Raw genomic sequence first — 24,795 nt, 5'->3', positions numbered from 1 at the left:
TTATTCTGTTATTCGAACACAAGTTAATTATCCGAAGCTCACTCAGGGGAACCCAAAGGGCAGCGATTGATTGGCATTTCTTCTGTGTTGCCCCACAAGGATGTGGGGTAAGGTGACTTTGCGGGAGCACAAAGTCTTTATCGCCACTCACATAGAATATCTATGCTACACAGGCTTTGCCTTGTATAAATGGCAATCAAACTGCTGCAAAAACAAACTTGAAAGATCAACAGGCCCTAGTTTATAAAGCTAATGATCAACTGATACGCATCATCGGTTGTTTGGCATTTGCTGGCATTGAGGATTAGCTGCTCGCCTAACTGTAATGCCCGCTTTTGTACTGCTAACCGCGCACTTTCATCTTCGATACCATCAATATCAGCAACATGAGCTAGTCCTATGGTACGGCGGATCAATTCACAGCCGCAATATCCAATCGCGTCTTGTAGCACCTTTTTGAGGAAATACTCAGCATAGCCGTCGGCTTGTAAAGAGAGATCCTGAGTCTCTGACTTTGCTAATTCAAGCCAAGTAGCATAAAAGCGAGATAGAGTAGTGGCAATGCAGTCTAGTAGATACACCTGCATATTGCGACGTTTCGGGGGCGTAGCAATACGAGCGTGCTGAGCACAGTAATTTAGCAGTAAATTGCCAATAAATGAGCCTAAATCAAAGCCAATAGGTCCGAAAAAGCCAAACTCAGGATCGATTAATTTAGTCTGTGTTGCATCAACGAAAATACTGCCTGTATGTACATCACCATGTAGTAAAGTTTCAGGTGCATTTAAAAATTGTGCTTTGAGCTTTGCGACCGCAACAAGCAAGTTTTTATTGCTTCTTAACGCTTCTACTGTTTCTTGTAAGGCGGCTGAAAAGTTGTTGCGCTCTGCGTTTCGATACGGGTCGTCAAAGAATAAGTCTTCAGTGATTGCACAAAGCTCTGGATTAGTAAACTCGATAACTAGGGCTTTCTTCTCACTTGGGGTAAGGTAAAAACTTGAATGGTAAAAGCTTGTTTTTGCCAAGTAATCAGCGACGTCTTCGGCGAGCTTAGAGAAGGTATTGGCTTGGTTTAGTTCGCTGCGTAGGATACGCAGGTGGCCGAGGTCTTCTAAAACAGTTACTGCCAGCTCCGTGTTGTGATGCAACACCTTTGCAGTGGTGTCTGGGCAAATTTTACCATGGCGCTGCAAAACATTGGCTTCGATTCTGGCCCTATCTAACGTGAGTGGCCAGCTTTCACCTACACACCGAGCGTAAGGTAACGCTTGCTTGACGATGACGCTATTTTTTTGAGTATCTTGAACTCGAAAGACTAAGTTCAGATTACCATCACCAAACTCATAACACGTTAACGTCGCATTTTTCTCAAAGAAGCTTCCTAAATTAGTTATGTAATCAATAACTTTATCTGCATCAAATTCAATGTAGCTCGACATGTTTCAGCACCCTGTGGAAATTAGCTGTTGGCATTCTATATTTTTAAATGTTTAGATGTCTATACTTCTTTAGATCTTGATGTAAAATATCCATAGAACACGTTGAACGAGCGGGATGTCATGAAAACCTTAATAGCACGCAGCCTAAAATTTGAAACGGGCGTAGTAAAAGTCTTAGATCAATATTTACTACCGCACCAACAGGTATGGCACGAGTGCCACGATGTAGCGACGATGAGTGAGTTAATTTTAACGCTCAAAGTTCGAGGTGCTCCATTGATTGGGCTAGCGGCGAGCTTGCTAATTGCTTATCTCACCGAGAAGGGTGAAGACAAAGTTACGATTGCCCGCTCGATAGATGAGCTTGAAGCAACGCGCCCAACCGCTGTAAATTTAATGCACTGTATGGCGAGGTTACGCGGCGCGCTTAAACATGAGGATTGGCCACAACGAATTATTGCAACTGCAGAGCAATTATTTGAAGAAGATACCGCCTTGTGTGATCGCATGGCGACCTTTGGCGCTGAACTGGTAAGTGCAGGAGATAATATACTTACTCACTGCAACACCGGCGCTTTGGCGACAGCTGGAGTGGGCACCGCACTAGGTGTGATCCACCATGCTGCCAAGCGACATGGTGATATCCACGTATGGGTTGATGAAACCAGACCACTACTTCAAGGTGGTAGGTTGACCGCGTTTGAGTTAGACACGTGGCAAATCCCGTACACACTGATCTGTGACAATATGGCTGCGAGTTTAATGGCTGCTGGTAAAGTGGATAAAATTTTTGTGGGTGCAGATAGGATTGCAGCAAATGGTGACTTCGCCAATAAAGTCGGCACTTATAACTTAGCTGTGCTGGCTCATTTCCACCACATTCCTTTTTATGTGGTCGCACCTAGCACGACACTAGATAAAACCTGTCCTAATGGCGCTGCAATTCCGATTGAGCAGCGTGCACCAACAGAAGTTACCGGAGTGAGTGGTAGCTTTGGTGAGTGTCAGTGGGCACCGAGTAATGCGGAAGTCTTCAACCCTGCATTTGACGTGACGCCTGCGAACTTAATTACAGGCTGGGTGTTGGATACGGGGCTGTTTACAGCTGATGATGTAGCAAAGGGTGTATTTTTTGTTAACCCCGATTCTTGATTTGCTGTAAGAATCTATTGGATCTTGATATTCTGTATAAAGAATATAGATGGAGAATATTATGAAAAAGATAATTAGCTTGATGCTTTTTCTGGTGGTTAATACTGCATTTGCAAAACAACAAATACCATTAGAAGCATTTAGCAAAGGAAGCGAATTTGCGGATGTGAAAATCTCACCTAGCGGAGAGTACCTAAGCTTTTTAACTAAACGTGAAGGCAGAAATACGCTTGGATTCATTCAGCTTGATGGTTTTAAGTTTATTCACTCTGTAGCGTTTAATGGCAATGCGCAGGTCGGTCGCTATGAGTGGGTTAACGATGAACGTGTAGTATTAGAAAAAGAATATATACGCGGTTGGAAAGATCACCCTGAATATCATGGGGAACTGTTTGGTGTAAATGTTGATGGTAGTCGAAGCAAATACTTGGTGGGCTATCAAGGAGAAAGCCAAACGGGGTCGCGCTTAAGAAAAGCAACGCCGCTTTATGGTACTTCTTATATTCTCGATCCTTTGGTGGATGATGAAGATAAGATGTTAATTGTGACGTATCCATGGTCAGGCGCAAAAGAGCCTGTCACAGTCGTATATGAGGTAAATGTTAACTCTGGTGTACGACGCAAAGTCACCGCTTCCCCGCAAAAAATGGGTCGATTCTTAACGGATAAACTTGGAGAGGTTAGAGCGGTTGCTTCGATTGATGACGAAGGTGATTCTTCGGTCTTTTTGAGAAACAAAGAGGAGAACAGTTGGGATGAGCTTGCTTTATCGCGGGATCTGGATGACTTTTGGTTACATGGGTTTGATGATACCGGTAAGTTGGCTTACTTATCAGCTGCAAAAGCAGGAGAGCCAAGAGCTCTATACCAGTTGACGCTGGAAACTGGTGAGCTAAAACATTTCTTTCAAGATAAACTGGTCGACCCAACTAAGGTTTGGCGTGATCCTGTTAATCAAACTCCTTATGCTATTGAGCTAGATCCAGACTACCCCACCTATGCTTTTGTTGATCAAGACTCAGTCTGGAGCCAGCAACTTAAATCGTTGATTGCTTCTATTCCAGGTAACCAAATTCGTCTTGTGAGTGGTACTCGTGATGGAAGTAAAGTGATTGTTTTTGCCGGTAGCGACATCAATCCTGGGAAGTATTATTTATACGATAGTAAAAAGAACCAACTTTCATATATAGCTGCAAGCAAAAGCTGGATTGAGCCGAACAAAATGTCCGCCATGGAGCCTATTGTCTTTACTAGCCGAGATGGATTATCCATACACGGATATTTGACGACTCCATTGGGTAAGGAGCAAAAAGATCTTCCTTTAGTCGTTATGCCTCATGGTGGGCCACACGGACCTAGAGACTATTGGCAGTTTGATCCTGATGTACAAATGTTGGCAAGTCGAGGTGTAGCGGTACTACAAGTTAACTTCAGGGGCTCAGGTGGTTATGGAGACAGGTTTGAAGAACTCGGTTATAAAAAGTGGGGACAAGAAATCCAGTACGATATCATTGATGGCACCAAGCATTTGATATCCAAAGGTATTGCTGATAAGAAACGTATTTGCATTATGGGAGCGAGTTTTGGTGGCTACTCAGCATTGCAAAGCGCAATTCTTGAACCTGAACTATACCAATGTGCTGTTGGTGTGGTTGGAGTATACGATCTCCCTTTAATGTTTGAAGAAGGAGATGTTGCAGAGCGTGATTCTGGGCAGGCGTATTTAGAGCGTGTGCTTGGGACGGATGAAAAACAGTTAAAAGCGTTTTCTCCGAGTTACAACGCCGATAAACTTTCTGTGCCGGTACTTATTGTACATGGTGGAGAGGACGAAAGAGCGCCAATTGAACAAGCTGAGTCTTTAATTGAAGCGCTTAAAAAAGCGAAAAAACCATACGAGTATTATTTACTAGAAGATGAAGGTCATGGATTTTACAAGCCTGAGCATCGCTTGAAGTACTACCAAAAAGTGTTAGCATTCTTAGAAGCGCCTTTAAAGCTATAGTCTGTGGAGAATATAAAAAGCCAGTTCATTGTGCGCTGGCTTTTTATTAGCATGACTGAAGTGCAATACCAATTGAATTAATTCTCTAATCAATTTGAAGGATGAAATAGCATATTAGCGTCGTTAAAAGTTTCTCATTTAGAACAACTAAACCGCAAAATTTTTGCCTAGCTACTAAAGCTATTTCCCCGCTTCAAATCACTCATTTACTTAATACATTTGGTATAAAAAGGTAAACTTAATCCAGTAATGGAAACTGTTTTGCTATCTCAGAACCCGTACTTTTCGCAACCCAACCCTCTTGATTATTGAACAGGCGAATGGCCGTAAATTCTGGGTCGCTACCCATGTCAAACCAGTGAGGCGTATTTTCTGGCACAGAGATTAGGTCGCCTTGTTGACATAAAACCTGATAAACCTTGTCGTGTAAATGTAGACAAAATAACCCCTGTCCTTTGACAAAAAAACGGACTTCATCCTCACTATGGGTATGCTCGAAAAGAAACTTTTGTCGCAGCTCTGAAGCATTGGGGTTACCCTTTGCGAGTGAAATTACGTCTACGGTTTGATAACCACCCTGTGCTTTTAGCCTCTCAATATCGTCTTGATAAGCACTGATAATATCTTCTTGTGACATTTCAGGACTGATATCGGTAGTGGCTTGCCACTGCTCGAAGCGCACACCTTGCTCCGCTAATAAGACGGCAATCACCTTAACGTCTTGTTCTTGTTGTAAGGCTTGCTTTGAGTTGTGTGCTTGATAAATAGTCAATTGACTCATAAAAGTGCCCCTTCATCAAAATGATCAAAACTTGATATAACCGGATGTTCAGGTGAGATTGCTTGCGCATCTCTAAATAACTGCAAGGTTTTCATACCCGCGGCTTTTGCCGCGTCTAGCTCCGCGACGACATCGCTTAAAAAGAGGATTTGCTCTGCCTCGTAAGGCAAGGCTGTAACAATATTTTGATAGGCAGATACTTCCTGTTTAGCACCGATCCGCGTATCAAAGTAGTCGCTAAATAGCGAGCGAATGTCGCCATAGTCTGAGTAAGCAAACAGTAGTTGTTGCGCTTTTACTGAACCGGACGAGTAGACATATAAGTCGCGGCCACCCGCTTTTTGCTGTGTTAAAAATTGGTAGGCATCTTCGTATAAATGGCCGGTAAAATCGCCATTTTTGTAGCCAAACTGCCAGACGAGACCTTGTAGTTGTTTCAGTGGTGTAATCTTTTTGTCTGTTGCTATCCATTCAAGGAGCACATCAATTACCGCATCGATACTTGCCTCAGGGTTGTTCAACTCTTCTCTTACCGCATCAATCTGCTCGGCAACGCTATCATCATGCTGATGGTCAAGAATAAATTGTGGCAATCGTGCCGCGGCATACGGGAATAGAATCTCTTTAACAAATGAGATACGGGTAATAGTTCCTTCGATATCTGTTAAAATGGCTTTGATCACTGGCGCCCCTCCAATTTGATCCGTTCTAATTCGCAGGCAAACAAAAACTCTAAGCCTTCAATATGACGACGAGTTTCTTGTACGGTTTGACCCACCGCGTATAACCCATGACCTCTGATTAATACACCATATTTAATCGGTGTCGTTTGATGATGCTGGGCCACGCGGCGGGCCAAGCGGTTTATATCCTGATCGTTATCAAAAATAGCAATTGATAAAGTTTCTTCATGGGATTGAATTCCAGACAATGATTTTTGCATTTCATAGCCGCTGATCTGAAATTGCTCGCCTTGAATAAATCGTGATAATACTGTCGCGGCGACAGAATGGGTGTGTAATATACATCCTGCATCTGCGCATAATTGGTATAATGTTAAGTGCAATGCGGTTTCAGCGGAAGGCTTACCATTGCCTGCTACAATAGTGCCGGTAGCGTCTAATTCTAAAAATTGTTCAGGTGTTAATTTTCCTTTATCGAAGCCGCTGGCCGTGACAACGAAGCCAGAGTCTGTTTTGATAGAGAAATTACCACCAGTCGCTGGCACCCAGCCTTGCTGAGCAACCCAAGCTCCTGCTTCAATAAGCGCGTGTTTTGCGGCTTGTGTGTGCATAATTGACACCTATAAATTAAATGCGTATGGACGGCTATACATCTATTTTAAGCAATGATAGCATCCACTCACGATTAGCACCATAAGAAAGAGAGTGTTGCAGTGAAAAGTAAATTACCTCATGTTGGGATCAGTATATTTAGCCAAATGACAGCATTGGCAAACGAATATGGTGCAATCAACTTATCGCAGGGTTTTCCTGAATTTGATGCGCCGGAATACCTAAAGTCGCAGCTGAGCTTTTATGTGGCGCAAGGTCAGAATCAGTATGCTCCTTCTGCTGGAGTGCCAACACTGCAAACGCAAGTGGCGGCGTTAATTGAGCGTCGCTATCAAGTAAATATTACTGCGCACGATCAGGTCACGGTTACTTCGGGTGCAACCGAAGCACTCTTTGTGGCTATTCAAGCAATCGTATCAGATGGGGATGAGGTCATTGTGTTTGACCCCGCCTATGACTCTTATGAGCCTGCCATTGAATTGGCAGGTGGAAAAGCGATCCACATAGCGCTGAGCGCACCTGATTATCAAATTGACTGGCAGCAAGTTGCGGCAAGTATTACTGCAAAGACTCGTGCCATCATTATTAACACACCGCATAACCCGTCGGCGAAAACACTAAAGCAGTCAGATTTTGACCACTTAAAACAACTGTTGCACAAGTATGATCTATTACTGATCAGTGACGAAGTATACGAGCATATTACCTTTGATGGTTTACCTCATTTGAGTGCATTAACCGACCCAGAGTTGTTTGAACGTGCCTTTGTGATCTCTAGTTTTGGCAAAACTTTTCATAGTACTGGCTGGAAAATGGGCTACTGTGTAGCACCAAAGACAATGACGGCTGAGTTTAGAAAGATCCATCAGTATGTGACCTTTTCAAGTTTTACCCCAGCGCAACTCGCGTTAGCGGATATGCTTGCTGAGCAGCCTCAGCATGTTGATGAGTTAAGCGCGTTTTATCAACAAAAGCGTGATGTTTTAGTTTCTGCATTAGCATCAAGTCGATTTACTTTGTTGCCAAGTGAAGGTACGTATTTTTTGCTGCTTGATTATAGTGATATTTCTGATTTAGACGATGTTGCTTTTTGCCGTTATTTAGTCGAGCAGGTTGGGGTAGCTGCTGTACCGCTCAGCGTTTTTTATCAGCAAGCGACTCAAGACAAAGTCATTAGATTATGCTTTGCTAAGGAAAACCAGACACTAGAAGAGGCTGCGAAACGCTTATGTCAACTTTAACGGTTACCCTTATCCAGATGGATATTCAGTGGCTCTCTCCTGAGGCCAATTTTGCACATATTGAGCAGTTACTTGAAAATACTGAGCCAAGCGACTTAATTTTGCTGCCAGAAACGTTTGCAACTGGCTTTGCAGTGAAAGAGCCAGAAGTGGAGCACGATGCCGATGCTGCTATTGAGTTTGTGAAGCATTGTGCGAAGCGTTTTCAAGCAGTCGTGGCGGGTAGTGTGTTAGTGCCACATCAAGGAAAAAAAGCAAACCGTATGATTTGGTGCCAACCCGACGGACAGGTATTGCACTATGACAAGCGCCACTTATTTTGCTTGGGGAAAGAGGGCGAGTACATAGTTGCAGGTGAGCGCCGAGAAATATTTACCATCAAAGGGTTTAGCATCTTACCTCAAATTTGCTACGACTTAAGGTTTCCAGTATTCCAACGCAATTGCAATGATTATGATGTGATGATCAATATTGCCAATTGGCCAGCAGCACGCAGAAGCCATTGGGATACGTTACTTAAAGCTCGCGCGATTGAAAATCAAAGCTATGTTCTTGGGGTTAATCGAGTAGGGCGAGATGGTTACGGAACTGAGCACAGTGGTGGTACGGTTGCACTGGATTATAAAGGTGAGCTTATCCATGCCGCCCCAGACAACGCTTCATCTACAATATCAGTTAAGCTGGAAAAAAGCGGGCTGGAGCAATATCGAAAGCAGTTTCCTACGGCATTAGATATGGATAAGTTCGAGCTCAAAGAAGTCAACCAGTATAATTAACTTGAACTCGGGATAACAACTTGTTCTTTAGCAGCTGTTATCCCTTACTACGGCGTTAAATTTGCTTACAATAGGCCTACTATTGACGCACAAATTTGCCTTGTATTAAGAAATAACTTCTGGCTAGAGTGGTATTTCGTTTTTGAGCTTAGGTATTTTCGTTGATCAACTCACTTCTTATCCCGAATTAAGGTTAATTAACCCATAATATATCAAACTACGCTTTTTCATTAAGATATGAAAAAATCGTTGGTTTTTATTATTCCGCTGTTTTGTGGTTTGTAAAGTTATAACTGAGCATGGATGATTTTCACTTGATAGAAAACCATCCATGATAAATCCCAATTATTAGGTGTAATTAACCTTTTCTATTCCTAACCAAGATTGACCAGACTCAACTTGACTTTATGGCTATGCATTATATTGATGTATAAGTAATTCACCTTCAGAATCTACGGTATCGTAATCATTGTTTGAGAGACAAAAATAACTGAGTTGCGCTCGCATTTCATGGGCTTGTTCAGCCATTTGCCTTGCTGCGGCCATTGTTTCTTCAGTGATGGCTGAATTCTCTTGAATAAGATCTGTGAGTCTTTGTACCACTAAGTCGACTTCCTTAATGGCTTGTTGTTGCATCGAGGTAGATTCATTGATCTTGATAATATTGTTACTGACATCACTAACCGCTCCGACAATTTGCTCAAGCTTCTCGCCGGAATCATTCGCAAGTTCGGTGCCTTGCTCCACCTTTTGGTTACTGTTGGCGATAATCTCTTTTATCTGTTTAGCCGATGCAGCACTTCGCCCTGCTAATTCTCTTACTTCGTTAGCAACCACGGCAAAACCGCGACCATTTTCTCCCGCGCGAGCAGCTTCTACCGCAGCATTTAATGCTAATAAGTTAGTTTGAAATGCCAGCCCATCAATGACAGAAACAATTTCATTGATGTCTTTACTCGCTTTATTTACTTCATTAATTGCGGCGACGGTTTGGGCAGAGAGGCTACCGCCTTCTTTGGCGATACTCTCTGCATTTTTAGCTAGGCCTACGGCATCGCCAGACTGATTTGATACTTTAGTCAGCTCGTCTAACATATTGCCAGTACTGGCACTGGCCTCTTCTAAGTTTGCAGCTTGCTCTTCTGTACGTTGACTGATCTCGGTATTGCTGGCGGCGATCTCTCCTGCACTTTGAGCGACGTAGTTGGCAGCTGCTTGGATCCCTTCAATCACGCTGGTGAGCTTTTGTATAGTGGTATTGGTGTCATGCTGTAGTGATTTAAATACACCAAAGTACTCACCATTTACTTTATTACTCAGATCCCCTTTTGCAACATTGGCCAGCACACTACTGACTTCAGAAATCGCTTCAGAAACTTGCTGTGTAGAATCATTAACATCGTCTTTAAGCTGCTGCAATTGGCCCTGTAGTGGTAATTCGATTTGTTGACTAAAGTCACCTTCGGACATCGCACCCATCACACTTCCCAGTTCTTCAATCACTTGATTGAGGTTCTCAACTGAGCGGTTAATATCGCCCTTGAGGTTGTCTAATTGCCCCGACATGGGAGATTGTATGGTGCGGTCAAAGCGGCCATGGCTGATTGCCATCATTACGGTAGAAATTTCTGAAATGGCAATATCTACGGCTGTAACTGAGGCATTAATACTGTCTTTCAGTTGTGCTAGTTGACCCGTGGTAGCAACATCAACTTGCTGTTTAAAGTCGCCTTTGCTGACACTCGTCATGACCATACCTATTTCTTTCATGACCCGGTCAAGGTTTGCCATACTGGAGTTGATATCTTGTTTGAGTGTATCTAGTTGACCAGCAAGCGGTGCATCGAGTTGCGCAGAGAAGTCACCTTGGCGAAGGGCCGACATAATATTGCTAATACCATCAATTGCACAGCTTAACCCTTGTACTGAGTTATTCACTGCGTCTTTCAACTGAGCAAGTTTTCCTTTAGCTGGCACGCTCACCTGCTCTTTGAAATTGCCTTGCTCAATGTTTGTCATTACATGGACAATGCCATTCATCGTAGAGTTGATAGACGACAGCGAGTCATTAATATTGTGTTTGAGCTTTTCTAAATCTCCAGACATTGGAGCGCTGAGTTTTGTGTCAAATTGACCATTTGCCATATCAATAGAGATCTCATTAAGTTCAGAGATTGCTCTGCTCAACGTATTGGCACAATGGTTTGTCGCTTCTTTCAACGTTTCTAACTCACCGCGACAAGGGACTTTAATTCGGTCGTCGAACTTGCCTGCAGCCATCTGATTCATCACTCTATTCGCCTCGGTAATGGACAGTTGCAACGCATCTAGTAAAGAATTGAAAGCTTGTGCGCTATCACCTATTTCATCCGTGCTGCGAATAGGGGCGCGCAGCGAAAAGTTGCCTTCCTGCTCGACAGCTTTCATGGTGTCAACCAACTCACGAACAGGTTTGGTTAGTGTTTTGGAGAACCAATAGGCGGCGATCAACACCAAGACAATGGTCACCGCCAAAATAATCATAAGATACCGAGATAGTGCAGTAATAGAAGCAAAAGCTTCAGCTTCGTCGATCTCAGCAAGTAGTGCCCAGCGGGTATTAAACACCTCAACAGGAGTGAAAGCTGAAAGCACTTCTTCACCGTTATAGTCTTTAATCACCTGCTGCCCAGATTGGTTATTAAGTGCTTGCGAGACCGCAACGGTTGCGACTTTTCCACGCTCCGGGTACTTAAATGAATTTGCCACTGAGTGATGCTTTGGATCCAAAAATGAATCTGAGCGCATTAACCCCTCAGGGCCAACCAAGTAAGTCTCGCCACTTTCACCTAAGCCTTCTCTTTCGGTCATGATGCTGTTAATCGCATCGATGGATAACTGAGCGGCTACAATTGCAACGGTTTCTCCATTCACAATAATAGGTTTTGCTATAAAGCTTGCTGGTGCGTTGTAGGATGGTAGGTATTGCTCATAGTCGGCAAAAGCGCTCACTGTGGGGTCAGTCACGCTTTTTAATTCACGATAAAGAGCGGCCAAGTTACTATTTGCATATGGTCCTGACTCTAAGGAAGTTGCAAAATCTACCTCCTTGAATACCGAGTACACGATATTGCCGTTGCTGGGGTCGATAATGAAGATGTCATAAAATTCATTAATATCAGCCATACTTAACAAATATGGATGATAGCTTCGATGAGCTAAATCGTAATTATCTAGATGACCCGTTTCTACAAACTTGTATTTTTCCCCTACTGGGTATGGGTTTCCCGCAAGATAACGGGTCTGAAGTGCCAATCCCGCTGGTGAAATATTATTGACCAGTGCAGCAGTTGAGGTATCGGCTGGGTTTTCTTGATTAAACTTGGGCACAAAAACCTCGTCGTAAAAACGAGTAAGTTGTGCATTATTGAGTTCGCTTTGTGTTGCCGAAAAGCTGGTTACGAACTCTTGCGCAATTACCGGAATAAGTGGGTTTGCGGTAAAGGCGTTGAGTTTATCTTCAATGGTTTCAAAGTAGCGAGAAACAGCACTTTTTTTGATCTCACTGACTGCGCCAAGCTGAGAATATACTTGAGCTGTCATGGCGGTTGAGGCCGTATTCAGTGCGATTGAAATAATCACAATCAAAGGCACAAGTGCGACGACAAGAAAAGCAAAAACCAGCTTCTTTGTTAGATTAAGCGATCGAAAGAATTGCGAAAACCCAGACATAACCTAATTCCCTGTTGTGATAGAAGTACCTATAACAGCATAGAACAGTATTGGTTAAGATCTAGCCAAAAAATAAAAAAGCCCAGCTAAAGATTAGTTGGGCTTGTACAAATAAACTGTCACTAAAACGTGATTAACGATTGATTAGTGTTTCCAGTGATATGTATGTGCTTTTTCTTCCATATATTCTGCGGTTGCTGGGTGCATTTGTGTTTGCGAGCCATTTTCGAAGAAGAAAGGTTGACGTTTATTATCGTAATTACCAACTTCGTTCATGGTAGCAGCATCATAAATGCGGCCATTGATCACGGTGTATGCGACTTTTTCAGAGTCTCGGATATTAGTCAGGACATCGCCATCAATGATTGCTAAGTCAGCCAGTTTACCCTTTTCGATAGTACCTAGGTCATTGTCCATGCCGAGATATTTTGCACCATCAATGGTTCCGCTACGCAGTGCCTGCCAAGGAGTAAAGCCACCTTGTGCCATTGACCATAACTCCCAATGTGCCGCTAGGCCTTCGCGTTGACCGTGCGCACCAATGTGCACAGTAACACCTTTATCACGCAGTTGTTTTGCCGTTTCAGCAACATTGATATGGTTGTAGTGGCGCTCAGGCGCTTTACTTGGACGAATCGATCTTGGCTTAACCACATACTCAGGAACAAAGCTCATTAAACGCTCGTTTTCCCATACGTTGGTATGTTGATACCAGTATTCTTCACCTGAAATCCCGCCATAGGCCACTACAAACGTTGGGGTAAAGCCAACGTTTGTCTGTCCCCACATCTGTTCAATATCAGAGTAAATATGTGGGATTGGCAGGGCGTGTTCAACGCCAGTATGACCATCTACAATCATGTTCATATTGTGCTGGAATTTGGAACCGCCTTCAGGCACAACCATGATTTCCATATTTTTCGCCGCTTCTAATACTTGCTGACGTGTTTCACGGCGAGGGTGATTGTAACTCTTAACAGAGATTGCCCCAGCATCTTTTAAGCGCTTCACATGAAACTCTGCATCTTCAAGGTTACTGATCGGTGTTTTGTAGCCTGGTGCATGACCTGCATACAAAATTCGACCAACAGAGTAGGTTCTAGGCGCCACGGTTAGACCTGCTTTTTGCAATTCAGCCATAGAGAAGACCTCAGCTGAATTGTTAGAAGGGTCATGGATAGTCGTTACGCCAAAGCTTAAGTTTGAGTATTGGTTCCAGTTCTGCTGTGGTTGCAGGTTGCGGCTACCGTAGCTACCGTGTGCGTGGGCATCAATAAGACCTGGAATAATGGTTTTACCACTCACATCCATGACTTTTGCTGCACTTGGTACATCTACTTCACCCTGCTTGCCAACCGCAACGATACGGTTTTCTTTAATCAGAACGACACCATTTTCAATGATTTCTTGGTCCTTCTCTGCATTACGCATGGTGACCACTTTACCACCAACCAATGCCAGCATACCTTCTGGCTTATCCGCTTTTTGCTCAAAGCTTAAATCGATACCCTCAGCTGTTAGCTCATCTGTGTTTTCAGATGCACCATCAATAAATGCAAATGTATCTGTCAGTTTGCGTTGATAAAGTGTTGGACCAAAGGCCCAAGTCAGAGCACTGCTATCTGCTTTCCAATTGAGGAAATCGCCCGAGTATTTAGACACTTGCTTAACTGGGAATGCTTTTTCACCTTTATTAATAGATAAGGTTTTGCCAGTGCTGGTGAATGGTGCTACGAACGTATTAAAATGCTCAATAAATGCAACGTATTGGCCATTTGGTGAGACTTTAAAGTCAAATACATAGTCACCTTTAAAGTGGCTGCGTGCTTCTTGACCGTTTAGGTTGACACTCTTCAATTCTCTGTGAGTTTCATCGCTCATCGTTGAGAAATAAATACGCTCAGGATCCGCACCGAAGTGAGGGTTGTCACCATGTTGAATGATGCGTGTCGCTTTGCCGCCCTTGGCGTCAACAAGATAGATACCAGGGTGCATAGACCAGTCACCGTTGAGTAAGTAGCCACCGGTTACTTTCTTAAACAAAACTTGCTTGCCGTCTGGCGAGAAACTCGGTGAAACATAATGACCAGGTTCTTCGGTGATCACTTTGCCTTTTCCACCATTTGCAGACACGACACGCACTGTGCCTAGGTCTTTATCATCCCATGTAGTGTAAACGATAGATTTGCCATCACGTGAGTAGCTAGGGTAGAACTCAAAGTGATCCGTTTGTTTGGTTAGACGTTTTACTTTTCCTGATGCAATATCTTTGACGTAAAGATATCCAAGCGCTTGGAACAATGCCGTTTCACCATCAGGAGAAACCTGCGACCAACGTGCCAATTTTACTTTGAAGGTGTCAGGCGCTACATCCACAGCAAAGCGTAGGGCCGGTGTGATTTGCTTTTCAGCGACAACCCGTGTGGGGATAACATTCACGGCTTTGGAACCGATATCGACGCGATTGAACACACCTTTAGCCCAAAACACCAAAGACTTACCATCTGGAGTGTAAGCAAATGAAGGGGTGTTACCGTGTGCGCCATTGGCTTCTTGTAAGTCGCGATCAAGGCCCGAATAAACTCGAGTCTCAATACCTGATTGTAAGTCTTTAATATACAGTGAGCCGAACATAGCCTTGCCATCATCTTCGCGTTTTACGAATGCGATAGACTTGCCATCTGGGCTGATAGTTGGACGAATAGCGCCACCTGCGCCTCGGATCACGGTTTCTTCTTCGCCGGTTGCCAAGTCCCAACTACGAATTTCGAATACGGAATCGAGAGAGTTTTTGTTGTACTCCCAGCGCACGCCTGCAGTGGCATCAACTGAATAGTAGATTTTCTTACCATCATGAGAAAATGCAGGCTCTGCGACGTTTTTTTGCGACTTGGCGCCATGTAGCCGCTCTCGTACTAACACGCCTTTACCACCGCTGATGTGGTACATACGAATTGAACCGCCAGGTATTGTACGGCCCGTTACTTGCCCTTGTTTTACGGCTATGTATTGACCATCCGGTGACCAAGCCGGGTTGTGGACAATGTTGTTTACTTCTTTGGAAATTTGGCGCAGGTTGCTGCCATCAACATCCATGACCCAAAGGTTATCACCGCCTGCACGGTCCGAGATAAACGCGATATGTTTACCATCTGGCGAAAACTTAGGTTGAATGTTCCAGCCCATGTCTGCTGTCAGCGCTGTTGCTTTGCCACCACCAATTGGCATGATGTAAAGGTCGCCAAGCATATCAAAAACAATATGTTTGCCATCTGGGCTGACGTCCAAGTTACTCCATGTTGTTTCATTGGTATCGATTGTGATGGTTTGTTTGTCACCCGGTGGGTTTAGTACATCCCAGCCCTGAGTTGATTTTTCTTCCGCTTGCGGCGCGGCACCCGGTTCGTTAGCCACAGCAGGTTGGGCTAAGCCAATGACCGCAGCACCAATAGCAACGGCTAATGGCGATTTAAAAAAAGACATAGATTGTTCCCTTTATTTTATAGTTTTTGTCCAAGGTGAGCTCTATAGGCGTATTAACCTTGGTACATTATCGTTAATGTAATATCGTTTAATCTTAAAATTTGCTCATTTTGGGAGAGTCGATAAGGCGCTAACTACCTTAAAATTTCTTATGCAGAACAACTAAATAGCAAAACTCTCATCTTGTTACCAAAAGGTTTTCTCGCCTCAAAATAGATTACTTCATTGAGCAAATTAGTATAAGTTTATGCTCAGCATGAACAAGTTTTGCAGCGATGTCGAATAACCTGCGTTTAATGGTTATCCCATGGCTTCTTTACGAACAAAGCTAAGGTAAGCGGCCAAGCTTTCTTGCCACAATGTCATGGCATCAGTGAGCTCATCGTGACACGATTTACCATCTAATAAACGGCGTTCGGCCTTCTTCAACGTTGACCCGTAACGGTTAAATCCAAGTTGCAACGCGGTACTTGCTTGGCGATGAAGCTGCCTAATGCATTGTTCTTCATCTTGTTCTAGTAGCTGCTGAATATGAATAAGCTTATTACGCGCTGACAACACAAATTCGTTGTAAATAGAAGATACTTCATCTTCACTGAAACCAGATTTTAGGGCATTTACGGCGGTCTCATCATAAAGAATATCGGGCAGCTCAACGCTTATGGCCGCTTTTTTCGGTGTTTGTGACTCGCTGATGGCTTGGCGAAGCTTTTCTTGTTTAATTGGTTTGCCAACAATATCGCGAATACCGAGGGCTAGGTACTCTTTTACCTCGTCAGGACTGAGGCTTGCGGTAAACGCAAGGAAGGGAGTACGTTTATTTTTGTGCTCACAGTTTTGAAGTTGTTTTAACACTTCTTGGCCTGAGAGATCGGGTAGGTTCATATCCAGCAGTACAACATCAAAGTGGTGCTGCGTGAGCATGTCTATGGCGCTTTTACCATCGGTGGCTAATTTTACCTTATGCTCATCTTCAGCCATAAACTCGATGGCGATTTTTTGATTGAGCTCTAAATCTTCAACCAGTAATACATTCAGACCTGTAATACAATTTTCGTGCTGTGGCCGCTGCTCTACTAAACTCAGCTCACCAATATTGAGCAGCAAATCAAAACTAAATGTGCTGCCTTTATTTAACTCGCTTAGGATCTCAAGTTGAGATCCTAAGCGGTTGAGAAGACGGCTAGTAATAGCAAGGCCAAGACCAGTGCCCCCTTTGATTTTACCCGCACTGCTTTGTACATAAGGTTCTGTTAATTTGTTGATGTCTTCTTTGTCGATGCCAGGACCTGAATCGGTGATGCTGAAACGCACCTTATGCTCAATTTGTTGATCTTTTAAAATCTCAACTTTGAGCTTCACTTCACCTTTGTCGGTAAATTTAATGGCATTTCCCACTAAATTGACCAAAATTTGTCTGAGTTTTTGTTGGTCAAAGTAATAACAGACCTGATCTGGCAGTTCATAAACGAGTTCAAATCTCAGCTTTTTTTGTTCTGCTAAAGGGCTGAGTAATAGACAAAGGTTTTGCAGCCAGCTTCTGAGCTCAACATCTTCCTCATACAAGGCTTCGTCGCTTTGCTCTAAACTGGCGTAATCAAGTACTTTGTCTATCAATAGGTTAAGAGATTCTGCTGAATTAACTATTGCCTCACAGTAGGCCTTGTTTCTGCTATCTTTGGTGCGCCCTAATACAAGCTGTGCGCTACCTAATATGCCATTGAGCGGGGTTCTGATCTCATGACTGATAGTGGATAAAAACATACCTCGAAGCTCCAAGTCTTGCTGAGCTTTGAGTGCTAATTTATTGAGGTTTTGTTCTCTTTGCTCGTTACACAATAGTGCCATCCCCGTGGCGTAGAAAATCGGGGCAAGGACGCCATTGAAAAAGATGGTAATACTGAACCAATTTTCTTTAAATAAAGTGAATGGTGTAACTTCACCCATCAAAATGGTTCTACCAGTAAATATCAACAAGATAATAATAAGAATTGTGATATAGACAATGCTGCCATTGGGATATTTTTTACGCGCAAATTTGCCGAAAAAATAAAGCAGTAAAGTTGCTTCAGCGAGATGCTGCAGATCTGAGATAAGCATTCTATCTCTTAAGTCTGGTGAGACTATGCTGCTATACATCAACAGCATGAATAAACCGGCGGTCACGACCAAAAAGATCCTAAATGCAGGCCCTTTGACGCCTAAAAATTGCCGAATGGCCATACAGTGAATGATAGAGGCTGCAAACAGGAGTGTGTTGGCTAACGGAATGGTTTTCCAGTTGTCTAGATAGCCATGTAATGCAAACGAAGAAATCGCAGCTAATAAAACCAAAGGATAAAAAATGTATAGCAGTGTACCTGGAGTCTCTTTATTTGCTCGCCAGGTTAAAAAGGTGAGTAATGCCATCATTGCAGTCATTGCGAGACTGGTGAGGTAAAGTGTTTTTGGGTCGAGCATGCACCTAAGACTGCTTTATATATGAATTAAAACTTAGCATAGAGGTATTCATTGAGGCAGTAAAGCGTTAGTAACCTAGTATGAAAAGAACACTGTACTAACGCTTCACATGACGTGACAAATCGTAGTGTAATTACTAACGTATTTCGTCAGGAATATTTTGCTGCGCCCAAGATAATAGCTCAATTCGGTTTCGACACTTGGTTTTACGAAATGCACTATAAAGGTGGGTTTTAACAGTGTGAGGGCTGATGTTTAACGATTCGGCGATTTCTTTATTTTTTGCACCTTTACTCATTAGTGCGATTATTGCCTTTTCTCGTTTAGTTAGCTTAACTGGTTCAATATCGCCTTCGGTGAGTTTATGCAATGCATCTTTGTTAAATTGCAGCATGCGATTCAACACATTACACATAACATCACGGCGATACCAAAGTTGATCCTCCAACAGTAACCGGATCCCTTTCATTAACACATCAGCGTTATCTGTTGTGTAAAAAACACCACGGATCCCACTTAACAGGGCGCGGTTAGCGAGTTCTGGATTTTCATCCAAATTAAACAGTACGATGTCGCATTTAACCTTGAGATTGACGAGTTGTTCTTTTAGTTTTCCCCAAGAATCATTCACTGCGGTTTCGATGAAAAGCAATCGAGTGCCTTCAGGCACCTCTGATATATCTGTTCCGGTGGTAACATCTAGCCCTTGAGTTTTTAATAAGGGTTGTAACACATTGATACCAATGGTGTTAACCGGTTCTTTATCTAATAACAAAAAAGCACTACTGCTCATTTTGGACACACTCTAATTTTTTCCAATTATTCAATGCTAACACGGGATTCAGACCTTTTGTATTAGAATTTTTAGTACAAGATAGATAAATCCGCTATATAACAAAGCGAAATAATAAAACAAAAATATGTACAGAATATGTATCAGAATGTAATTTATTGAAATAAGTAAGCTTTTAAAAAAATCGGTTAATAACTTACTTATTTACATTGCTTAACATGGAATAATCTAGAGTGGTACTTTTTTCGTATTTTGATACGGTGGCCAACCCATTTCTTTTCCTGCCAATACATGGAGATGTAAGTGGTATACCGTTTGACCACCATGCTCATTGCAGTTCATTACGGCTCGATAACCGTCTTCTGCAAAGCCGTGTTGTTTTGCTAACTTTGCAGCCACCACGTATAAATGACCAACGAGGTGTGCATTTTCTTCTGTTACATCGTTGATGGTGGCAATAGCTGTTTTTGGGATAACCAAAACATGAAATGGGGCTTGTGGGTTGATGTCCTTAAACGCCAATGCTTGTTCATCTTCATAAACGATGTCGGCAGGGATCTCTCGATTAATAATTTTGGTAAAAATAGTCTCGGAACTCATGGTTTTTCCTTAACAGGCTAGTAATTCAGTTAAGCATAACGAACTCTCGTTGATACTCAACAGTTTATCGACGTTTTAATAAGACTTTAAAACAGTAGAGATATTACTCTCTATGCATTACTCTCATGTAGAGCATAATGAATTGAGAACGAGAAAGGAGTAATAGCGATGCGTTTAAGACTGACACTTGCAACTACTTTGCTGGCGCTAACCCCATTAGCACAAGCTGCGTTGTTAAGCTTTCCTGAAGAAATAATTCCGCTGCAAGTGGAAGATAAAACCATTGAGCACTCATTCTTCTCAAAGGTGAGAGAGCTAGACTTAGCGCCTGGTAATTATGCGATAAAAATGCGCTACACCGATTTATATGAAGTGGGTTATGACGATCATGAAACGGTAGAATCAGCACCGTTTTGGGCAAAGGTAAGCATTACCCAAGAAGGCGAATATCAGATTGAGTTTAATCGCGCTGACAATGTGGTCGCGGCTAAAGCTTTTGCTAAGCAACCTTTGGTGATGCTTCAAGCGCCAAACGAGTCATTGGCTACAACATTAGTAGTTAGCCAAGAAAGACCTAAACTTTCAGCATCCAATCAGCTTTCCAAGCCAGTAAAAAATAGCAGTTCTACAGCACCAAACCCGATGACTAGCACAGTGACACCTGCAGCGCCTAAATCAGCACATCCAGATGTGGTTGGTATGTTGAACTATTGGTGGCAACAAGCAACGCCTGAACAAAGACGTCTATTTTTGGAAAAAATAAAGGGCAATTAAGCGCTTTATCTGAGTGATTTTAATACTTCACTCGTGAAGATAAGCACGCCAACAAAGTGGTGGGTGTATAGCAAAGCCTGTTTGGCTTACAGTGAAAAGCTAGTAAGTTACCTAGCACGGTGTACCCGAAAAGGCGTGATGTCTGAATCACGTTTAGTGACAGCGAATGCACAGTCGGTGAGCTTCAAATACCGAGATTATGCAGATGATAATCGCGATAAAGTGATGACACTGAGTAATGATGAATTCTTACGGCGTTATTTGCAGCATGTACTACCGACAGGATTTATGCGTATTCGGCATTACGGTTTTTTAGCCAATGCATGTCGCAAGCGAAAGTTAGCGCTGATAAGGCCGCAGGCGTCATACACATGCAGAGCAAAGCGGCCAAAGATAGAAGAAAACGTGACATTGATACCGCATTGATCTTGTCAGCATTGTAAGGCAGGTATTTTGCGGCTAATTGGCGTATTCAAGTTAGATGCAACAACGACCAAAGTTGAGCGAACGAGTTAGCAGCTAGATAGCTGCTTAAAATCAATTAGTTAACCTGCTTAATTGCTCAGACTAGCGGCCTCTGTACGCGTAAAAAATATAATTGCTTATTAAGGCAAATTTAGGTGTAATGAAAACATAATAAGCGCTGAGCAATGCAGGGAAAGCTTACATAACACTAGCTAAACTGATTACACTAGCTAAACTGATTACACTAGCTAGGAAAGTGAGAGCCTCCAAAAAGCCTATTTGTTCTAAGTAAGCCATAGCATAAACAACACCAACTCTGTCACACCGAGCAGGTAGCGGCTCAGTCCAACAAGCGATTATGCAACACAAACTGCGTGTCGCATAAATACTAAATTGTTATCTGTAATCAAGAACGGAGAGATCGTGCAAAATAGAAGCTGGAAATTGGAAGATGCTCAGAAGATTGTAGACGAGTTTCCGTACACCTTTTATAAGCCATCATGTGAAGTCGTGTCACAGTTGCAAGTCGGAAATCAGGCTAAATTAATATTTAAGTTTGAATCTGATGACCCCGAGGCTCCCGGAGCATAAAGAATGTGGGTAGAAATTACCGATATTAAGGGTGGCGTGTTTTCAGGATACTTAGACAATGATCCGGCATATATAAAAGATCTCAAACATAAAGATCCAATTGAATTTAACGAATGCCATATCATTGATACAGAACTAAACGATCCAGTTACTTCAATAACCGAAAAGTACATCAAGCGTTGTTTCGTAACGAACAACATCCTTTATGAAGGGAGACCAGTTGGTTATCTATATCGTGAAGAACCAGATCACGAAGATGATAGCGGCTGGAGGTTTACCGCCGGTGACGAGACGGAAGAGTACATGGATGATGCTGATAATTTATCATGCGTTTCGTTAGGTGCGGTGCTTCGTGAAGATGACAGCATTCTTACATTACTAGAACGAGAGGCGGGAGTTGAATTAGTGAAAGATGAGCACGGTAATTTCGTCGAGTTACATGACTAAAACAGATAACAAAGCCAGCCAGAGGGACAGCCAAACCGCTGCGCGCTTTGTCTGCCCCTGCTGGCGGCGATAAGTCAGGTTTGGGTGTTGAGTATGAAACTAGAAAATGAACTTGGTTTATCTAGTATTTACATTGACTTGAGTTTTGTGTTGCTGATCTTCTTTGTTTTAATTTTGCCTTTACAAAGAGAATCTGCAATTTCAGTAATAAAAGGCAGTTCAGTTGAAAAATGTGGTCAATTTGCAAATTGGTGTAGCAATAATGCACCTATAAAAATTGCGATTGAAAATGACGGAACTGTAAGCTTTTTCCCATTTGGAGGAAAGGTAATTTTCGACATTAATGATGTTACCGAGCTCAATAAATATGTATATAACTTACAAGGTAAATTTGAAGCTGAATATGCGTGGGTATACATAGCGGAAAATGTGCCAGTAAAAAATAGTATTTCAGTTTCGTCATTGTTAAATGAAAAATGGAGTAGCCCATATTGTTTGGGCTGACTTATAACAAAGTTGTAAATGCGGACAAATAACGGTTGGCTTTGTTCGTGCTTCACAAATTTTAGCCAACTATTTTTTGCCGTTTACAACGGCGTTGTAAGCCAAGGGGACAGCATGGAAAACAATTACTGGTTCATCATTTTAGCATTAGTAGCTCTATTAAATTTAGTTGTTTCTATTTATTTGGCTAAGAGAAGCGATTTAGAAGTTTTTCAAAAAGTAGCTCAAATTATTCTTGTTTGGCTAATTCCAGTATTTGCAGCTATTGGGTTGTGGCTATTCCACCGCTCACAAGATATACCTCTTGGCTCATCAAAGCCTTTCGGCGGTGGTTCAAGCGATAGTTCAAATATCTCTGGTGGCGGAGATTAAAAGGTTTATAACAAGCAATTAAACAGGGATCAAAACAGCGGGCTCTTCGCTTCGCTCAATTTTAGCCCACGACTTTTAACCCGTTAATCGAGCGTTATAAGCACAGGGAGAACAATGCGTAATATTCTAATAATATTTTACTTTTTCTCATTTGCATCTTTTGCGGATATGGTGCCGCCAGACGTTGAGTTAACACCAAAAAATGCATTTTGCCTTGGCTTTACTTTAGAGCGCCCAACCGATGAATTTGTTGGTTTAAATTACCCGAAAGTCATCGAAGGAAAGTGGACTCCTGTTTCAACAGTGGTCGAGTACAGGTTAAATGAAAACCCAATATTCATTACAAAAACAAACTTCGAAAAAGTAAATGAGCTAGATGCAACTGTAATTCTCGGGTTTCACGAAACTATTCATTCGGGTGGCGACGCAGCAGTTTTAATTACATACCAATGCACTAGTAAATGCGGAACAAACTATTTAAAAAGTTACAGCGTCCCCTCGATTGTTAAGTATATTGAAGCCAATGTGAAGCAATGCTTATAACAACTGATTTCAGATAATAAGTGCGACACTCTGGGATCGCGTAGAAGAGGAAGCCAACTGCTGAAAGTGGTACGCTCTTCTCGCCAAAGAAACAAGCAGTACTATCATGAGATATCGGCAGTTGACCGAGGGCAGAAGATACCAGATTTCCATATTATTGGAAGAGGGGTTCTCTGCTACTGAGATCGCCAAAAAATAAAATGCCATCGCTCCACCGTTTATCGAGAGTTAAATAGGTATAAAGTGAAAGGAGCCCTATTGCCCTGATTCGGCGCATGTAATGGCTACGGGGAAGCGTAAAGCAGCACAGATATACCGAATTCCTCAAAAACGTATCGGCTTTATCTGAATATTGCTGCAAGCAGATTGGAGCCCGGAGCAAGTTTCAGCCGTTTTGATGAGCGTGGAGCAAACGAAAATGCAAATGGCCTGCTACGGCAATATATAAAGAAAGGCACCGATTTGAGAGAAGTAAGTGATGCGGATGTTGATTTCGCCGATGTCGCGGATAAATTATCGGCCAAGAAAGTGTTTGAGTTTTAAGCAGCCAGTCGTGGTATTCAAAGAAATGACGCAGGCTGCTTAATTTTGGAAAGAGTGTCGCACTTCAAAGTTGAATTCGGGCCTTATGAATATCGCATGTTCAATTTACTGTACAAGTAGGATGGTGAAGTTTATACTTGTTCCATTAAATGTACATGTGGAGGTTATTATGAGAATCGTATCTTTTACTGAAGCTAGAAATGGTCTTAAAGCTGTTTTGGACGGCGTAGTTAATGACGCTGATACAACAGTTATTACACGCCGTGATTCTGAAGATGCTGTGGTTATGTCTCTAGACTATTACAATAGCCTTATGGAGACAGTGCACTTACTACGCTCTCCTCAAAATGCTGAACACCTAAACCGTTCTATAACACAGTACCGTGCTGGTAAAACAACAGCACGAGAGTTAATTGATGAGTAGTAGCCAGCGTTTACTATCGTGGACTGATGACGCTTGGGATGATTACTCATATTGGCAAACTCAAGACAAGAAAACACTCAAGCGCATCAACAAACTCATCAATGATGTTAAGCGTTCTCCATTTGAGGGCATAGGTAAACCAGAACCGTTAAAAGAGAACTTATCAGGTTTTTGGTCTCGTCGTATTGATGATACTAATAGGCTTGTTTACGCAGTCGATGATCAAGCGATAACAATAATTTCATGTCGTTACCACTACTAAACCAGGTTCAGCGAACTGGCATCTAACAAAGCATTTAAGAGTGATTCGCAATGCGTGGCATTTTTACTATGCGTTGCGTTTAATGTTTTAGGTGGTATGCAGGGACTTAGGTGTTGCGTTGCTCACACCTTAAC

General features: G+C 42.5%; 21 protein-coding genes and 2 pseudogenes. 14 read left to right on the top strand and 9 right to left on the bottom strand.

Going from position 1 to position 24,795, the window contains the following annotated elements:
* Nucleotides 1-236: 236 nt before the first annotated feature.
* Nucleotides 237-1,439, bottom strand: a complete 1,203-nt coding sequence (mtnK, locus tag CEX98_RS15925) for an S-methyl-5-thioribose kinase (protein WP_099643020.1) — start codon at nt 1,437-1,439, stop codon at nt 237-239.
* 120 nt (nt 1,440-1,559) lie between these two features.
* Here mtnK and mtnA point away from each other — a divergent pair, with 120 nt between their 5' ends.
* A complete protein-coding gene (gene mtnA / locus CEX98_RS15920) occupies nt 1,560-2,591 on the top strand; it encodes an S-methyl-5-thioribose-1-phosphate isomerase (RefSeq protein WP_099643019.1) in 1,032 nt (343 codons plus the stop codon).
* 61 nt (nt 2,592-2,652) lie between these two features.
* Nucleotides 2,653-4,596 carry an alpha/beta hydrolase family protein gene (locus tag CEX98_RS15915; protein WP_099643018.1) on the top strand — a complete coding sequence of 648 codons (1,944 nt, stop codon included), beginning with the start codon at nt 2,653-2,655 and terminating at the stop codon, nt 4,594-4,596.
* 238 nt (nt 4,597-4,834) lie between these two features.
* Here the strand turns inward: CEX98_RS15915 and CEX98_RS15910 are convergent, their stop codons facing one another.
* The 3 genes from CEX98_RS15910 to CEX98_RS15900 are packed head-to-tail and all read right to left on the bottom strand — an operon-like array spanning nt 4,835 to nt 6,671.
* Nucleotides 4,835-5,377 carry a 1,2-dihydroxy-3-keto-5-methylthiopentene dioxygenase gene (locus CEX98_RS15910; protein WP_099643017.1) on the bottom strand — a complete coding sequence of 181 codons (543 nt, stop codon included), beginning with the start codon at nt 5,375-5,377 and terminating at the stop codon, nt 4,835-4,837.
* Nucleotides 5,374-6,060: an acireductone synthase gene (gene mtnC, locus CEX98_RS15905; protein WP_099643016.1), complete on the bottom strand. Its 687-nt coding sequence runs from the start codon at nt 6,058-6,060 to the stop codon at nt 5,374-5,376. Before mtnC ends, CEX98_RS15910 begins: the two co-directional genes overlap by 4 nt.
* The gene (locus CEX98_RS15900; protein ID WP_099643015.1) at nt 6,057-6,671 is read right to left on the bottom strand and encodes a methylthioribulose 1-phosphate dehydratase; all 615 of its coding nucleotides are present in this window, start codon (nt 6,669-6,671) and stop codon (nt 6,057-6,059) included. The genes mtnC and CEX98_RS15900 overlap by 4 nt, the downstream gene beginning before the upstream one ends.
* 102 nt (nt 6,672-6,773) lie before the next feature.
* Here CEX98_RS15900 and CEX98_RS15895 point away from each other — a divergent pair, with 102 nt between their 5' ends.
* Together CEX98_RS15895 and CEX98_RS15890 are read left to right on the top strand one after the other, a co-directional pair.
* Nucleotides 6,774-7,913 carry a methionine aminotransferase gene (locus CEX98_RS15895; RefSeq protein WP_099643014.1) on the top strand — a complete coding sequence of 380 codons (1,140 nt, stop codon included), beginning with the start codon at nt 6,774-6,776 and terminating at the stop codon, nt 7,911-7,913.
* Nucleotides 7,901-8,689: an amidohydrolase gene (locus tag CEX98_RS15890; RefSeq protein WP_099643013.1), complete on the top strand. Its 789-nt coding sequence runs from the start codon at nt 7,901-7,903 to the stop codon at nt 8,687-8,689. Before CEX98_RS15895 ends, CEX98_RS15890 begins: the two co-directional genes overlap by 13 nt.
* A gap of 411 nt (nt 8,690-9,100) precedes the next feature.
* Here CEX98_RS15890 and CEX98_RS15885 read toward each other — a convergent pair whose 3' ends face one another.
* The 5 genes from CEX98_RS15885 to CEX98_RS15865 all read right to left on the bottom strand — a co-directional run bounded on the left by CEX98_RS15885 (nt 9,101) and on the right by CEX98_RS15865 (nt 19,736).
* Nucleotides 9,101-12,400, bottom strand: a complete 3,300-nt coding sequence (locus CEX98_RS15885; RefSeq protein WP_099643012.1) for a methyl-accepting chemotaxis protein — start codon at nt 12,398-12,400, stop codon at nt 9,101-9,103.
* Nucleotides 12,401-12,544: 144 nt separating this feature from the next.
* On the bottom strand, nt 12,545-15,883 hold the full coding sequence (locus CEX98_RS15880; protein WP_099643011.1) for an amidohydrolase family protein: 3,339 nt from the start codon (nt 15,881-15,883) through the stop codon (nt 12,545-12,547).
* A 300-nt stretch (nt 15,884-16,183) separates the two neighbouring features.
* Nucleotides 16,184-18,343 (bottom strand): ATP-binding protein, encoded by a 2,160-nt coding sequence (locus tag CEX98_RS15875; RefSeq protein ID WP_099643010.1) that lies wholly within the window; start codon nt 18,341-18,343, stop codon nt 16,184-16,186.
* Nucleotides 18,344-18,479: 136 nt separating this feature from the next.
* Nucleotides 18,480-19,136: a helix-turn-helix transcriptional regulator gene (locus tag CEX98_RS15870; protein WP_099643009.1), complete on the bottom strand. Its 657-nt coding sequence runs from the start codon at nt 19,134-19,136 to the stop codon at nt 18,480-18,482.
* Between the two features lie 228 nt (nt 19,137-19,364).
* Nucleotides 19,365-19,736: a histidine triad nucleotide-binding protein gene (locus tag CEX98_RS15865; protein WP_099643008.1), complete on the bottom strand. Its 372-nt coding sequence runs from the start codon at nt 19,734-19,736 to the stop codon at nt 19,365-19,367.
* Between the two features lie 168 nt (nt 19,737-19,904).
* On the opposite strand from CEX98_RS15865, the gene CEX98_RS15860 reads away from it, so the two are divergent.
* The 10 genes and pseudogenes from CEX98_RS15860 to CEX98_RS15820 all read left to right on the top strand — a co-directional run bounded on the left by CEX98_RS15860 (nt 19,905) and on the right by CEX98_RS15820 (nt 24,661).
* Nucleotides 19,905-20,510: a DUF2057 domain-containing protein gene (locus tag CEX98_RS15860; protein ID WP_099643007.1), complete on the top strand. Its 606-nt coding sequence runs from the start codon at nt 19,905-19,907 to the stop codon at nt 20,508-20,510.
* 24 nt (nt 20,511-20,534) lie between these two features.
* Nucleotides 20,535-21,026, top strand: a pseudogene (locus CEX98_RS15855) (IS91 family transposase); the annotation flags it as partial.
* Between the two features lie 372 nt (nt 21,027-21,398).
* Nucleotides 21,399-21,566: a hypothetical protein gene (locus CEX98_RS23320; protein WP_242441730.1), complete on the top strand. Its 168-nt coding sequence runs from the start codon at nt 21,399-21,401 to the stop codon at nt 21,564-21,566.
* A gap of 36 nt (nt 21,567-21,602) precedes the next feature.
* Nucleotides 21,603-22,013 carry a DUF2185 domain-containing protein gene (locus tag CEX98_RS15850; protein WP_242441729.1) on the top strand — a complete coding sequence of 137 codons (411 nt, stop codon included), beginning with the start codon at nt 21,603-21,605 and terminating at the stop codon, nt 22,011-22,013.
* A gap of 93 nt (nt 22,014-22,106) precedes the next feature.
* A complete protein-coding gene (locus CEX98_RS15845; RefSeq protein ID WP_099643006.1) occupies nt 22,107-22,517 on the top strand; it encodes an ExbD/TolR family protein in 411 nt (136 codons plus the stop codon).
* Nucleotides 22,518-22,631: 114 nt separating this feature from the next.
* Nucleotides 22,632-22,889, top strand: a complete 258-nt coding sequence (locus tag CEX98_RS15840) for a hypothetical protein (protein WP_099643005.1) — start codon at nt 22,632-22,634, stop codon at nt 22,887-22,889.
* 114 nt (nt 22,890-23,003) lie between these two features.
* The gene (locus CEX98_RS15835; protein WP_099643004.1) at nt 23,004-23,432 is read left to right on the top strand and encodes a hypothetical protein; all 429 of its coding nucleotides are present in this window, start codon (nt 23,004-23,006) and stop codon (nt 23,430-23,432) included.
* Between the two features lie 399 nt (nt 23,433-23,831).
* Nucleotides 23,832-24,018, top strand: a pseudogene (locus CEX98_RS23315) (IS30 family transposase); the annotation flags it as partial.
* Nucleotides 24,019-24,144: 126 nt separating this feature from the next.
* On the top strand, nt 24,145-24,399 hold the full coding sequence (locus tag CEX98_RS15825) for a type II toxin-antitoxin system Phd/YefM family antitoxin (protein WP_084885790.1): 255 nt from the start codon (nt 24,145-24,147) through the stop codon (nt 24,397-24,399).
* The gene (locus tag CEX98_RS15820) at nt 24,392-24,661 is read left to right on the top strand and encodes a Txe/YoeB family addiction module toxin (RefSeq protein ID WP_172439786.1); all 270 of its coding nucleotides are present in this window, start codon (nt 24,392-24,394) and stop codon (nt 24,659-24,661) included. The genes CEX98_RS15825 and CEX98_RS15820 overlap by 8 nt, the downstream gene beginning before the upstream one ends.
* Nucleotides 24,662-24,795 lie beyond the last annotated feature (134 nt).

The sequence above is a fragment of the Pseudoalteromonas piscicida genome, from assembly GCF_002744175.1.
Taxonomy (GTDB): Bacteria; Pseudomonadota; Gammaproteobacteria; order Enterobacterales; family Alteromonadaceae; genus Pseudoalteromonas; species Pseudoalteromonas piscicida_B.
Note: the sequence above shows the minus strand (reverse complement) of the source record. Positions and strands in the feature narration are given on the sequence as shown.